Raw genomic sequence first — 14,547 nt, forward strand, 5'->3', positions numbered from 1 at the left:
CATATCCCGAACCCGAGCCACAGCCTCATCACGACTACTAACCCCAAGCTTGCGAAAAACATTCCGCAAGTGCCACTTCACAGTCTCCGGCGACAGCCCAAGCGTCCGCGCGATTTTCTTGTTGGGCAGCGCCTGCCCAAGCAACCGCACCACATCGGCCTCACGCTCGCTCAACCCTTCCATGCCGGCGGCATTTGCCGGCTGCCCATCGGAGGAGAGAGGAGACGTGTCCGGAACGGCACCCCCCAGCGCCTCCCGCGCGGAGCGCAGGCGTTCGACATAAAAAGCCAGCAACGGGTCCGCCGCCTGCCCCAGTGTGATCTCACCGACCAGGTCAAGCCCCGCCGGATCCGCATCGAGCAGGCTGCGCACCAGCCCAAGCCTGTGCCCCCGGCGCAAGGCCGCCAGCATCTGGTCGCGCGCGGCATCCGGCAGCCCGCGCCGGAAGTCGACCACCGCGCTTTGCCACTGCAACTGCGCCACCTGGCGCTGCCAGCCCCGCGCATCGCACAGGGCGATCAGCGGCGCCAGGCGCTGCGCCGCCCCGGCAAGGTCGTCATGCGCAAGGCACATCTGGATGCGTGCGCGTTCGGCCACCACCCGGATCTCATCGAGCGCGCTCGGCTGTGCGTGCGGGTGACGCGCATCGATGACCTCCAGGCGCGCCAGCGCGGCCTGCGCGGCGTCCGGATCGCCGCAAGACAGATGGCGCTGGACCTGGTCCCCCAGGCTATGGGCCAGCAAGCGATCCAGGCCACGTTGCGCCGCGTACTCTTCCAGCCGCTCCAGGTAGGCAAACGCATCGAGCTGATGCCCGGCCGCCCAGTGCGATGCCGACAGCGTTCGGAGCACCCGCAGCACCGAGTCGGGAATCGACACGCGTTCCAGCACGTCCACGCGGTCTTCCAGCAGCCGGCGCGCGCCCGCGATGTCGTTCTGTTCGTAGAGCACTTCGCCAAGCAGCGCGGCGGCAAAGTAGCCGGGTTCGGCCGCGGCGCTGCCGGCCTTGTCCGCCTCGAACAGGATGTCCCGGCAGATGCGCTCGACCTGGATCATCTTGCCCTCCAGGGCGAAGCTGAAACCGACCATGCAGCGTCCGTTCAGGCTGCCGCCGCTGGTGCCCAGCAGCGGCGCGCCTTCCGCCAGCAGCGGCGGCGCCTCGGCCTGGATGCGGCGCGCGCGCTCGTACTCGCCAAGGTGCATGTACAGCCACGAAAGCAGGTTGTTGCGCGCGCCGAGGGTGACCGGTTCGGCGTCGGCGGGCGCCTGCATTAGCCGGGGCACCAGCGCCAGCGCGCCATCGGTATCGTCGCATTGCACGGCCAGCCCGAAGCGCAGGATGGTGAGCCGGTAACTGGCCACCAGGTCGGTTTCGGGAATGTCGGCGAGCAGGCGCTCGATGCTCACCGCGCAGGCGTCGAGGTCGCGCGCGAAGATCTGCATCTGCAGGGTCATCAGGCGCAGCTTGATGCGCGCCTCGATCTGCTCGGCCGGCAGCAGGCGCATCAGCCCGATCAGCTTGCGCAACTCCCCCCGGGCGGTGAGCGTGCCGGCATATTGCTGCACGAGATCCGCGGCCGCGTCGGCTTCTCCCGCCAGCACGGCATGGCGCACGGCTTCTTCCAGCAAACGGTGCGCGCGGAACCAGTGCCAGGCGGCCGCATGCACGGCGCGCTGCTGTGCCTCGCTGCGCGCGCCGAAGCGCTGGAGCAGGGTTTCGCGCAGCAGCGGATGCAGCCGATACCAGGTTTCCCGGTCGGGCCCGTCGACGGGCGCGATGAACAGGTTGTCGTTGTCGAGGCGGGCGAGCAGGGCGACCACATYGGCGGAGCTTTGCGCCTGCTCGTTCAGCGCCACGCAAAGCGAGGCGCTGAAGCGCTGGCATGCCGCCGCGCGCACCAGCAACTCCGTCTCGGCGGGCGCCAGGCGCGCCAGCACTTCACGTTCGAAATAGCCGGCGAAGGCGCCGGCATTCTGCACATTGGCGCGCACGAAACTGTCGGCGCCGGACTGCGCGCCGCTGTGTTGCCGGCGCCGCTTCCAGTGCGTGGCAAACAGCTGCAGCCCGGCTACCCAGCCATCGGTCAGTTCGTGCAGCTGGCGCGCGTCGCGCGCGCTGATATCGCCGAGTTGCGCCTTCAGGAATTGCCCGGATTCCGCCAGCGTGAAGCGCAGGTCGCGCTGGTCCAGTTCCAACACCAGCCCCTGGTCCCGCAGGCGGCCGAGCGATAGCGGTACGTTGCCGCGCGACGCCAGCACGATATGGAGGTTAGGCGGCGCGTAGTCGAGCAGCCATTGCAGCGACTCGTGCACGCGGGCGTCGGCAAGATGGTGCAGTTCGTCGAGCACCAGCACCAGGTCGCGCGGATGGCTGGCGATGCCTTGCACCAGCGCCAGCACGGTGCGCTCGACGACTTCCGCATCCATCCCGCGGCCGCCCAGCAACGCCGCCTCGCGTGTCATCGCGGTATCGACCTGGGCCAGGCTGCCCAGCAGGGCATCGAGCCAGCGCGCCAGTTCGTTGTCGTCGGCTGACAGGGTCAGCCAGGCAACATCGAAGCCTAGTGCGAGCAGCGCCTGGCGCCACGCCAGCAGCGTGGCGGTCTTCCCGCAGCCGGCCGGGCCTTGCAGCACGATCGCGCGGCGGCGCCGTGCCTCGGTCAGTTGCGCAAGCACGCGTTCGCGCGCCAGAACCCTGACCGTGTCGCGTGGCGGCTGGTGCTTTGTATTGCTGGTGGATTCCGGCGCCGCGCTGGCAGGCGGGCGAGCGCCGGGGGAGGAGGGGCTTTGCGGCATAGGTGACCGGTGCCTTCTTGTCTCCGAGCACTGGCCATGCCGGCCAGCGTCGATGTCAATCGAAATGGTGATGCATTGTACAGGCGGCCCGGCGCAATTCGGCCGGCGCGCCGGAGCGGCGTGTGCTCCGCATGCATCCCGCTCTTGCCTCGCTCGGGCAGTCGCCCAGCCACCCGGATCAGGTGGGCGGCCCCAAACCAGGGCTTGCGCCATGCATGGCTAGTATATATTTCGCGCAATCCCCGAAGCGCGCGTTCTCCCGCCCACGCGCCACGTCCGGACACCCGATATCCACCGRGACAGGCCGGCGGTCCTTTTTTCGCACCGCCTGGCCCGCATTGCCGAGAGCCGAATTTCGATGGAACGGTATCAACCTGCTCCCACTACCAAGCTGGCGCCGCCTCGCCTTGGCAGCCGCTCGATCCCGCGCGAAGACCTGCTTGCCGGCCTGCACGACGCGCGCCAGCGCAAGCTGGTGCTGATCACTGCCGGCGCGGGTTTCGGCAAGACCATCCTGATGGCGCAGTGGCGCCAGAAGCTGATCGGGGAGGGCGCCAGCGTAGCGTGGCTTTCGCTGGACGCCGAAGATGAAGCGCCGGAGGTGTTCCGCGCCAGCCTGCGTGCCGCCTTGCAGCATGCGCGGCTCGCGCCGCCATGGCAGGACGATGCGCTGGCGGCCCCGGAATCGCTGGCTGCCGGCTATATCCAGGCGCTGGCCGGCGCGCGCGAAGAGCTGTACCTGATGATCGACGAGTCCGACCGGACCAGCCATCCCGCCAGCCGTGCCTTGCTACAGGCCATCCTTGAGGCACGGTTGCCCAACCTCCACGTCGTCATGGCATCGCGCGAGGCACCAGCCCTATTGCTGGGCCGTCTGCGCGCAGTGGGGGAGCTAGGTGAAGTCGGCGGCGCGGACCTGGCATTTTCCTTCCGGGAAACGCTTGCCTTCCTGCAGGCGCATCTCGATGCGCGCGTGGGCCTGGACGCCGCCACGCGGCTCCATGCGCTTTGTGCCGGCTGGCCGATCGGGTTGCAACTGATGGCGGCCTCGTTGAAGGCGGGGCAGCGCAATCCGGTGCGCCTGCGCGCGCTGGCGCCCGATGCGGATAGCCTGCACGCCTACTTGTCGGAAGACGTCGTGGCCGGGTTGCCAGCGGAGTTGCTCAACTTCATGCAAGGCTTGTCGGTGCTGCCGCGCTTCAATGCGGCGCTGGCCGCCCATGTCACGGGCTCGGAGCATGCGGACGCGCTGCTCGCCGCTGTCGACGCGCGCGGCCTGTTCCTGTTGCCCGCGCAGGAGGACGACCAGGCCCGCTGGTACCGCTTTCATCCCATGTTCGCGGCATTCCTGAGCCAGCGCCTGGCATGCGGCCAGCAGGACGTGGCTGGCCTGCACCGGCGCGCCACCGGATGGTTCGTGCAGCAAGGGCGCTTTGCCGAGGCGATTCCGCATGCCTTGCTGAGCGAGGATTTCGATGCCGTTGTCCGCCTGATCGAGTGTTCGATGCCGGCCTTGCCCAGCGTGAGCCAGTTGCGGGCCTTCCGGCAGTGGGCCGAAATGGTGCCTCCCGCCCGGCTGGCGGCGCATCCGCGCCTGCTGCTGCTCGCCGCCTGGGCGAGCGCGGTGACGGCGCGGCCCGTCGAAGCCGAGCAATGGCTGAGCGCCCTGGAAGCCGTCAGGGCTGGCGCCGGCGGGTCGCGGCATGGCAGGCTGCTGCGCGCCGTGATCGCCATGCAGCGCGACGAAGTGGCGCTGCTGGACGGCACCCTGGCAACGCTGGAAAACGTCGCGCTGGGCCATCCGGCGCTGGAGCACATCAGGCTTGGCCTGACCGTGCGCAGTCTGACCGCGCGCGGCCGCCACGCGCAGGCGCGGGATATCCTGGGCTCCGCCGCCGCAAGCGCGATGCGCACCGGCACGGGCGAGCTGGCGCTGATGGCCAGGGCAAGCGCCGCCAGCGCAATCCTGCTGGAGGGCAATGCGCTGCAAGCCGAGCGCATGGGCAAGGACGCGCTCGCAGAGGCGGAACGCCACCATGGCCGCCGCTCGGTCAGTGCCTGCTGCTGCGCGGCAACGGTGGCCGTGGTCCTGTACGAACGCGACAAGACCGAGGAAGCACGGCAGGTGCTGGCGGATCGCCTCGACATGTTCAAGCTATCGTCGCCCGATGTGGCGCTGCGCGCCGCGCTGTGCCATGCGCGCCTGCAAATGCTTGGCGGGCTGCCGCACGAGGCCATGGCATTCCTGACCGATATGGAAGCGCATTTCCGCAGCCGTGGCATCTGGCGCGGGATGGCGCATATGGTGGCGGAACGGCAGCGGATCGTGCTTGCCGGCGGGGACTGGCGGCACGCGCAGTCGCTGCAGGCCACGCTCGACGGCCTGGCGCATGACCAGACGGGCGCGGAACCGCGCGCGGCCGAGATCGTGGCGATCGCAGCGCTGTCGCGTGCCAGGCTCCTCCTGGACATGGGCGAAGCGCAAGGTGCGCTGCTGGCGCTGGACGACGTCCGCGCCACGGCCACGGCACTGGGCAGGGAGGGGCTGATGGTCACCACCGATCTGCTGCAGGCGCTGGCGCTGGATGCGCTCGGGCGGCGCGACGAAGTGATGGCATGCATGGAGCCGGCAGTGGCCACGGCTTACCGGCTTGGCCTGGTGCGCACGCTGCTGGACGAAGGCAAGGGCGTTCGCGTCCTGCTGGGCTGCCTGCCGCGGCGCAGGGACAGTGCGCAGGAGGACTACCTTGCCGGCCTGCGGGGGATGCCGCTTGCCATGCCCGCCGCCGGGCCCGATCGCACTGTCGCGGCGGCGCCGCAGGATGGCCTGACGGCGTTGTCGGGCCTGACCAGGCGGGAGCGGGAGATATTGGGGCTGCTCGAGCAGTCGATGTCGAACAAGAGAATCGCGCTGGCGTTGAATATCAGCGAGTTGACGGTCAAGTGGAATCTCAGGCAGATATTCGCCAAGCTTGGCGTTTCGCGGCGCTACGATGCCATCGTGGCCGCGCGCACGCAGGGGCAGCAGACGGGGGCTGGCTGACGGGGCTGCCAGTGCGATAGCTCGCGCGCGCGATGCCAGCAGCACCCTGTTCGATGCGGTCGACTAGTTCAACCAGGCGGCCGATGTCATCGCCGACGGCGCCTGGGAGGCGCATGGCGGCTGCATCCGGGCCGAGTCTCCGGGGCGGGCCGCAGTGCCGGTGCCGCAGCCGTAGCAATAGCAATAGCAGTAGCAGTAGCAGTAGCAGTAGCAGTAGCAGTAGCAGTAGCAGTAGCAGTAGCAGTAGCAGTAGCAAGCGCCTTAGTGCGACTCCGAGGCATTGTTCGGCGCTGGCCGCGCGTCCTCGCGGGCTGCGGTCAATGTCGTCGGCGCAGGCACACCGGTGATCTTGGGTACGCATTCGGAGTGGAACCAGGCGGCGGTAACGGGCGCGCCCGCCAGCATGCGCTTGATCGGCGGCACCACCTGCTCGCCGATCAGCATGCCCAGTAGCCCGATCAGCGCGACCACGGGCGGCCCCGGCGAGCGGACCTGCAGCATGGCGTAGATGATGCCGACCAGGATGCCGGCGCCTAGCGAAATGAGATAGAGCTTCACCGCGTTTCCAGTATTCAGTGTTCAGTGTTCAGTGTGGGTCGCCGGCCCGGCCATGTCAGGCAGCACAGGCAAGTGGAGGCGGCCGTCGCGCTTCATGCCGTGCGCGCGGCGGCGCGCCGGTTCAGGTCCTCCCACGCCACCAGCACGAAGCCGCCGACCAGTCCGATATGCTCGAAGAAGGCGTTGGCCAGCATGAACTGCTCGGCCGGCGGCGCCGCCCAGAAACGGTTGGCGAGGAAGGTGGCCATCAGCGTGAAAACGGCCAGCGCCAGCGCGCCGAGCCAGCGGTAGAAGCCCGACAGGATCATCAGCGACGCCCCCAGCTCCAGCACGATCACCGCGGCAGCCAGCGGCACCGCCGGCGCGAGGCCGAAGTGCTGCATCTCGCCGATGGCGCCGGCGAAGTCCATGGCTTTGACCAGGCCACCCTGCAGGTAGGCGGCGCACAGCGCCAGCAGCGCGAGCCAGCGCAGCCAGGACGGCAGCCGCGTGGCGCTGGCCGCCGGGGTCAATGCGGAAGCGGGGCGGTTCATGTCGGGTCTCCCTGCTTCAGAAGGCCCAGCACGAGCAGCCGAGCGCACCCCAGAAGGTGCTCTCATCCGCGGCCGGCACGCTCGCGGTCCAGGCGCTGGCATGGCCGTGGCCGTGCACGCCGCAGGCGCTGGCGCAGCCGCACGCGGTGTTCAGCGCGAGCGCCTTCGCCTGCGGGCGCGGCTGGTAGCCACCCCCACGGCGCACCGGCGACCAGTCCGGCATCGCGGGCGGCAGCGCCGGCGCGAGCTTGTCGAAGTCGCCGTCGCCGTACACCACCTTGCCGCCCAGCACGGTCATCACCGAGGTGATGTCCTGGATCTCGTCCCCGGGCACGCCGAAGTAGTCGGCGGACAGCACAGCGAGGTCGGCGAGCTGCCCGGCCTTGATCTGGCCCTTCTTGCCCTCCTCGGAGGAGAACCACGTATTGGCCTCGGTCCACAGCCGCAGCGCGGTATCGCGGTCCAGCAGGTTGGCCTGCGGATACATCGACAGCCCGCCCACCGTCTTGCCGGTGGTCAGCCAGTACAGCGAGACCCACGGGTTGTACGAGGCCACGCGCGTGGCATCGGTGCCGGCGCCGACCTTGACGCCGCGCTCCAGCATGCGCTTGATCGGCGGCGTGGCCTCGGCCGCGCGCGCGCCATAGCGCTCGACGAAATACTCGCCCTGGTAGGCCATGCGGTGCTGCACGGCGATGCCGCCGCCCAGCGCGGCGATGCGGTCGATGTTGCGGTCGGTGATCGTCTCGGCGTGGTCGAAGAACCAGTGCAGGCCGTCGAAGGGCACATCCCTGGCCACCTTCTCGTAGACGTCCAGCGCGCGCGAGATGGTCTCGTTGTAGGTCGCATGCAGGCGCCAGGGCCAGCGGTTCTCGGCCAGCAGGCGGATCACCGGTTCGAGGTCGCCTTCCATGGACGGCGGCATGTCGGGCCGCTCGACGCGGAAGTCCTCGAAGTCGGCAGCACTGTAGACCAGCATCTCGCCGGCACCGTTGTGGCGGTACAGGTCGTCGCCCTGGCCCGGCTTGATCTGCCTGGACCAGCCGCTGAAGTCGCTCAGCTCGTCCTTGGGCTTCTGCGTGAACAGGTTGTAGGCCAGGCGCACCGTAAGCTGCCCTTCCTTGTGCAACGCCTCGATGATGTTGTAGTCCTCGGGGTAGTTCTGGTAGCCGCCGCCGGCGTCGATCACCCCGGTCACGCCCAGGCGGTTGACCTCGCGCATGAAATGGCGGGTGGAGTTCTTCTGATACTCGGGCGGCAGCTTGGGGCCCTTGGCCAGCGTGGCGTACAGGATGGTGGCGTTGGGCTTGGCCAGCAGCAGGCCGGTGGGGTTGCCGGCCTTGTCGTGCACGATCTCCCCGCCCGGCGGATTCGGCGTGTCCCTGGTATAGCCCACGGCGCGCAGCGCCGCGCCGTTGAGGATGGCGCGGTCGTAAAGGTGCAGGATGAATACGGGCGTGTCGGGCGCGGCCGCGTTCAGCTCCTCGATGGTCGGCAGGCGCTTCTCGGCGAACTGGTGCTCGGTGAAACCGCCGACCACGCGCACCCATTGCGGCGCRGGCGTGCGCGCCACCTGGTCCTTGAGCATGCGCATGGCGTCGGACAGCGAGCGCACGCCGTCCCAGCGCAGTTCCATGTTGTAGTTCAGGCCGCCGCGGATGATGTGCATATGGCTGTCGATCAGCCCGGGAATGGCGCGGCGTCCTTGCAGATCGACCACCTGCGTGGTGTTGCCGGCCAGTTGCATGATCTCAGCGCGGGTGCCGACGGCGACGAACTTGCCGTCGCTGATGGCGACGGCTTCGGCCTGCGGATTGGCGCGGTCGAGCGTGGCGAACTTGCCGTTGACGAGGATAAGGTCGGGCGTGCTGGATGCGGTCATGGCGAAACTCCGGCTGGCGGCGGGTCAGTGACAGGGGTAAGGGCAAGCCAGGCCGTCCCGGCCCGGCATCGGGGCGCGGGACGGCATCCGGTCAGGCGGACAGGAAGGCCAGCAGGTCGGCGTTGACCTGGTCGGCGTTGATCACGCACATGCCGTGCGACGCGCCCGGATAGATCTTCAGCGTGGCGTTCTTGACGAGCTTGGCGCTCAGCTTGGCCGAGTCGTCGATCGGCACGATCTGGTCGCCGTCGCCATGCAGGATCAGGGTCGGCACGTCGAACTTCTTCAGGTCCTCGGTGTAGTCGACTTCCGAGAACTCCTTGATGCACAGGTACTGGCCGAGGATGCCGCCGGTCATGCCCTGTGCCCAGAACGCGTCGATGGTGCCTTGCGAGACCTTGGCGCCGGGACGGTTGAAGCCGAAGAACGGCATCGCCAGGTCCTTGTAGAACTGCGAGCGGTTCTCCGTCACGCCCTTGCGGATGCCGTCGAACACGTCCATCGGCAGGCCGCCGGGGTTGGACGCGGACTTCACCATGACGGGGGGCACCGCGCCGATCAGCACCGCTTTGGACACGCGTTTGGTGCCGTGGCGGCCGATGTAGTGGGCCACCTCGCCACCGCCGGTGGAGTGGCCGACCAGCGCCGCGCCCTTGAGGTCCAGCGCTTCGATCAGCGCGGCCAGGTCGTCGGCGTAGGTATTCATGTCGTTGCCCTTGGCGGGCTGGCCGGAGCGGCCATGGCCACGGCGGTCGTGGGCAATCACGCGGAAGCCGTGCTGCACCAGGAACAGCATTTGCGCGTCCCAGGCGTCCGCATTGAGCGGCCACCCGTGCGAGAACACGACCGGGCGGCCCGCGCCCCAGTCTTTGTAATAGATCTGGGTGCCGTCCTTGGTGGTGATGGTGTCCATGCTGTGTGCTCCTGGCGTGTGGTGGGACGCGGCGTGGGCCTGCGGCTTGCCGGTGGCGACCGCGGCGGTGCTGCCCAGCGCCGCGACGGCGGCCGCGCCGACCGTACCCGCGCCGGATACCAGCAGTTTGCGCCGCGACGGGCTCCGGGCCGTGTCCTGCGTATTGGATTGCGCGCTCATGCGATGTCTGACCGAGGTGTATGGGTGGTTGGTCCGTGGCCTTGGCCGCGTTCAGCGGGCCGGCACCGGGGCGATGGATTCGTGCGGCGTGGCGGTGCGCTGCTCGGCCTTGTGCACCATGGTGTAGGCRTAGTCCACRCCCATGCCGTAGGCGCCSGAGTGTTCCTTGACCAGCTTCATCACGGCRTCGTAGGTGTCGCGGTGGGCCCAGTCGCGCTGCCATTCGAGCAGCACCTGCTGCCAGGTCACCGGCACCACGCCGGCCTGCACCATGCGCTGCATGGCGTAGTCGTGCGCTTCCTTGCTGGTGCCGCCSGAGGCGTCGGCCACCATGTAGATCTCATAGTCGCCTTCGAGCATCGCGCACAGCGCGAARGTGGTGTTGCAGACYTCGGTCCACAGGCCSGCGACGAYGAYYTTCTTGCGGCCGTTGGCGGCCAGCGCGTCGCGCACCTTCTGGTCGTCCCACGAGTTCATCGAGGTGCGYTCCAGCGTCTTCTGGTTGGGGAAYACRTCCAGCAGCTCGGGGTAGGTGAAGCCCGAGAACGAYTCGCTCTCCACGGTGGTGATGGTGGTGGGGATGTTGAAGATCCTGGCGGCCTTGGCCAGCCCAACGGCATTGTTCTTCATCGCCTGGCGGTCCATCGACTGCACGCCGAAGGCCATCTGCGGCTGGTGGTCGATGAAGATCAGTTGGCTGTTCTGCGGGGTCAGCACTTCGAGCTTGGCGTTGGTCATGATCTCTTCCCTTTCTAGTCCACATGGTTGAATTATTTAGAACGTCGCGCTTTGCGGTGTTGCGCCGTCCATGGGTTGAACTTTAAGTGAGCGAAGAGGGTCGATGTGCTGAATTGGCAGGATAAGTTGTTCAATTTTATTGATGAATAATTGGCGTGCGCCGCGTCACTCCGGCTCAATGCCCGCCGCCTTGATCACCTTCGCCCATTTCTGCGTCTCGCTGCGGACGAAGGCTGCAAGTTCATCCGGCGTGGTGGGTGCAGGCTCGCCACCTGTGCGGCTGAAATACTCGGCGGCCCTGGAATCGGTAAGCCCCTTGCGCACCATCTGATTCATGCGTTCCACCACCGGCTTCGGGGTCGCGGCAGGAAAGAATGCCGCCGACCACGCCACCATTTCATATCCGGGTAGGCCGCTCTCCGCCATGGTCGGCACGTCCTTCAGCACGGGATGGCGCTGCGTTGTGGTCACGGCGACGGCACGCAGCTTTCCGCTCTGGATCAACGTCATCGCGGGCGATATGTCGGAGATCATGAAATCGACCTGATGCCCCATCAAGTCCGTCAGCGCCACGGGTACGCCCTTGTACGGCACGTGCAGCGCCTGTACGCCGGCCATCATCTTGTATAGCTCGCTGGCGATGCGGGTGGAGGAACTGCCGCTGGCGAAGGTGAGCTTGCCCGGCTTTGCCCTGGCCAGCGCGGTCAGGTCCGCCACCGTGTGCACAGGGCTGTCGGGCGGCACCACCAGCACCAGTCCGCTGCGGGCGATCAGCGAGACCGGCGCGAAATCCTTGATCGGATCGTAGGGCAGCTTCTTGAACAGGGAAGCGTTTGCCGCGTGCGTGGTGTTGGTGGTCACGAGCATGGTGTAGCCATCGGCGGGCGCCGTGGCGACGGCCTGGGCCGCGATAAAGCCGTTGGCGCCGGGCCGGTTATCCACCACGACGGATTTGCTGGTCTGGCCCGTAACGGCTTCGGCCACGAAGCGTGCGCTGCTGTCGGTGCCGCTTCCGGCCGGGAACGGGACGACCACGCGCACTGGCTTGGCGGGATAATCGCCGGCGTCCGCCGCACGCGCCGGGGTTGCAGGACCCGCGGCCAGCACCAGCATTGGCAGCAACCGGGCGATCGCCCGCCGTTTGAATGGGTGAGTCATGTTGTCTCCTCATGTGCCTTCGGCATCTGTCGGATGGTAAGAATCACGGGTGGCTGGCCCGAAATGAAAAGCGCCTCAGCTACGGCTATCCGGCACCRCCAGCGCCGGGTAGCGCGCGGTCAGGTGGGCCGGCAATTCCACGTCGAGGATGAAGCGATCGCCGCGATACCAGAAGCATCCCGCCGTCAGCACCTTGCCGTCGACATCGAGCGTGGTGCGGACAATCTTGGCGATGGGCGCGGCGAATCCATACGCAAGGTCGCGCGCCAGCGCGTAGTCGGCGGGCTCCACCGTCATGGTCTGGTGCATCATGCCCAGCCGCTCTCCCACCGCCTCGCGCAGCAGGCTGGCGATCTTGCGATGCTTCTCGCTGCCGCGCGGGAACTGGCTGAAGACGGATGCCGCCACGTATAGCTCGATCAGGCAGAACGGCTCGCCATCGTGCAGGTGAAGCTTGCGCAGGCGAACATAGCGGTCCAGCGGTTCGCCGCGCGTGGGCAATCCGGGCGGCAGGCTGACATCCTTGCGCTTGTCCAGGATGCGGATTTCCAGTTCGCTGCCGCCGACGAGTTCGTCGTTGATCACCGACCGCATGCCTTCGCTCGGGCCCGGCGGCAAGGCGGTCACATGCGTGCCGCGCCCCCGCTGGCTGCTGACCAGGCCTTCCTCGGCCAGCACTGCAAAGGCTTGCCTGACCGTGACGCGGGCGATGCCGTAGGTCTGCGCCAGCCGCTCGACCGTTGGCAACTGGTGCCCGACCGGCCATTCGCCGGACGCGATCCGGTGGCGCAGCACGCTGGCCAGTTGCCGATAGCGCGCCACCCCGCCGGTGCCGTCTTCGGGCAGCGCTTGCGGCCCGGCATCCGTGAGTGAGGTGGCAGCGGTACGCTTCGCCTCGCTCATGGCAGCAGGCCTCTTGGCACCCGCACGGGCATTGCCAGCAGGATCTGCGCCATACCCTTGCCCAGCGGGTCGTTGCGCAGCGAAGCCATGCCACCGCCGTCGAGCGCCGCTTCGCAGACCAGGTTGATCGCGTCGATGCCCGGCAGGTCGTAGCGCGTGACCGGGCCCTTCACCAGGTGGCCGAGCCACTGCGCCACGCGCGCCGTGGTCACCTCGGCGCGCAGCAGCGGCAGGTACTCCGGCCGGCGGGCGATCAGGCCGATGTTGGAGATATCGCCCTTGTCGCCGCTGCGGCCATAGGCAAGGCGGATCAGCGGGACTTCGACGAGGTCGCCGCCGGGATGGCCGGGCGCGGATTCGGACGCCGTGGAGCGCGGTGGCAGCGCGGCGTCCCCTGCCGCGCGCGCTCGCGCCGGCGGCATCGCCACTGGCGTGCGCTCCCCGTCCATCAGCACCGTGGGCGCCAGCGCGTCCTTGTCGAGCAGGAAGGCGTACTGCCGGATCGACGGCGACGGGCTGGGCCGGCCACTGCCGGACCCGGTGGTGCCCGGAGACCAGCTCGTTCCCGCAGCCGATATCTCGCGGGCGAACAGTTCCAGGGCGGCCTTCTCGGGATGCATGACCGCCAGCCGCATGATCGCCTCGCGGGTGTGGCGCGTCTGCGCGTGCGGGCCGAAACAGGACTCCGCGCCCAGCACGTCGATATGCGTGCGGGTGTAGTCGGCCCAGCCGTGTTCGGCAAACAGCCGGCGCGTGCGCGCGAGGATGGCCTGCGCGGTACGCTCGGCCTTGGCCACCGCGTCGAACCCGACGATGGTGAGCTGCGCATTGCAGCGAAACCCGTCGGCATAGGTTGCCGACACTTTGTAGGTACCGGTGGGGGCGCGGCCACGCGCGCCGCGCACTTCCACCAGGCCGGGACCGGCCTGCGCCAGCGTGACCTGCGTGAAATCGCAGGTCACGTCGGGCAACAGGTAAGCGGCGGGGTCGCCGATTTCATAGAGGATCTGCTCACCGACCGTGGCGGTGCTGACCAGCCCGCCGGTGCCGGGCGGCTTGCCAACGAGGAAGCTGCCGTCGGCGCGGCATTCCACGACCGGATAGCCGATGTTGGGCCAGTCCGGCACGCTCTCCCAATCGGTATGCAGCCCGCCGGTGGCCTGGCAGCCGCACTCGATGATATGGCCGGCCAGGCTGCCCTGCGCGAGATGGCCGTAGTCGTCCGCCCGCCAGCCGAACTCGTGCATCAACACGCCGAGCGTGACCGCGCTGTCGACGCAGCGGCCGGTAATGACGATCTGCGCGCCCTGGTCCAGCGCCTGCCGGATCGGCAGCGCGCCGAGATAGGCGTTGGCGCTCAGCAGTTTCTCCGGCAGGGGCCTGCCATTTTGCGCATCCATGTCCTGCACGCCGGCTTCGCGCAAAGCTGGCAGCAGCGGCATGACATCGTCCCCCTCCACCACCGCTATGCGCACGGCGATGCCTTGCTCGGCGGCGATGGCGGCCAGCGCCTGCGCGCAGCCTTGCGGGTTGATGCCGCCGGCGTTGCTGACCACGCGGATATTGCGGTCGACGATTTCCCCGAGCAGGCTTTTCATCGTCACCGTCACGAAATCGGTGGCGTAGCCGAGTTCCGGCTTGCGCAGGCGCGCTGCCGCGAGAACCGACATGGTGAGTTCGGCGAGATAGTCGAACACCAGGTAATCGATCCCGCCCTGGCGCACCAGTTGCGGTGCGCCCACGCTGCTGTCGCCCCAGAAGCCGGAGGCGCCGCCGATGCGGACCGTCCTGGCGCTGCTGTCGTCTTTTACGTTCACGTTTGCACGCATGCTCTCTGTCTCCA

At 68.2% G+C, this 14,547-nt stretch carries 10 protein-coding genes; 1 reads left to right on the forward strand and 9 read right to left on the reverse strand.

Annotated features, from left to right (window positions below; all coding sequences use genetic code 11):
• Positions 1–2,796: winged helix-turn-helix domain-containing protein (locus AC1DKD_RS10020; protein WP_477143234.1), on the reverse strand; the 2,796-nt coding region annotated here is incomplete at its 3' end.
• Positions 2,797–3,154: 358 nt separating this feature from the next.
• On the opposite strand from AC1DKD_RS10020, the gene AC1DKD_RS10025 reads away from it, so the two are divergent.
• Positions 3,155–5,839 carry a winged helix-turn-helix domain-containing protein gene (locus AC1DKD_RS10025; RefSeq protein ID WP_477111558.1) on the forward strand — a complete coding sequence of 895 codons (2,685 nt, stop codon included), beginning with the start codon at positions 3,155–3,157 and terminating at the stop codon, positions 5,837–5,839.
• Between the two features lie 261 nt (positions 5,840–6,100).
• On the opposite strand, the gene AC1DKD_RS10030 is transcribed toward AC1DKD_RS10025, so the two are convergent.
• The 8 genes from AC1DKD_RS10030 to AC1DKD_RS10065 form a co-directional block, all read right to left on the reverse strand.
• A complete protein-coding gene (locus AC1DKD_RS10030; protein ID WP_477111557.1) occupies positions 6,101–6,397 on the reverse strand; it encodes a XapX domain-containing protein in 297 nt (98 codons plus the stop codon).
• A 92-nt stretch (positions 6,398–6,489) separates the two neighbouring features.
• Complete coding sequence (locus AC1DKD_RS10035) at positions 6,490–6,930, reverse strand: DoxX family protein (protein ID WP_441630385.1); 441 nt, start codon at positions 6,928–6,930, stop codon at positions 6,490–6,492.
• 16 nt (positions 6,931–6,946) lie between these two features.
• Positions 6,947–8,812 carry an amidohydrolase gene (locus AC1DKD_RS10040; protein ID WP_477103640.1) on the reverse strand — a complete coding sequence of 622 codons (1,866 nt, stop codon included), beginning with the start codon at positions 8,810–8,812 and terminating at the stop codon, positions 6,947–6,949.
• 91 nt (positions 8,813–8,903) lie between these two features.
• The gene (locus AC1DKD_RS10045; protein ID WP_441630469.1) at positions 8,904–9,725 is read right to left on the reverse strand and encodes an alpha/beta fold hydrolase; all 822 of its coding nucleotides are present in this window, start codon (positions 9,723–9,725) and stop codon (positions 8,904–8,906) included.
• A gap of 231 nt (positions 9,726–9,956) precedes the next feature.
• A complete protein-coding gene (locus AC1DKD_RS10050; RefSeq protein WP_477143235.1) occupies positions 9,957–10,643 on the reverse strand; it encodes a hydrolase in 687 nt (228 codons plus the stop codon).
• A gap of 165 nt (positions 10,644–10,808) precedes the next feature.
• Complete coding sequence (locus AC1DKD_RS10055; RefSeq protein ID WP_441625788.1) at positions 10,809–11,801, reverse strand: Bug family tripartite tricarboxylate transporter substrate binding protein; 993 nt, start codon at positions 11,799–11,801, stop codon at positions 10,809–10,811.
• Positions 11,802–11,876: 75 nt separating this feature from the next.
• Positions 11,877–12,704 carry a GntR family transcriptional regulator gene (locus tag AC1DKD_RS10060; protein ID WP_477143236.1) on the reverse strand — a complete coding sequence of 276 codons (828 nt, stop codon included), beginning with the start codon at positions 12,702–12,704 and terminating at the stop codon, positions 11,877–11,879.
• Entirely contained in the window at positions 12,701–14,533 is a 1,833-nt protein-coding gene (locus tag AC1DKD_RS10065) for an acyclic terpene utilization AtuA family protein (protein WP_441625792.1), read from the reverse strand. Before AC1DKD_RS10065 ends, AC1DKD_RS10060 begins: the two co-directional genes overlap by 4 nt.
• Between the last annotated feature and the right edge of the window lie 14 nt (positions 14,534–14,547).

This window comes from Cupriavidus sp. 05T313 (assembly GCF_056396665.1).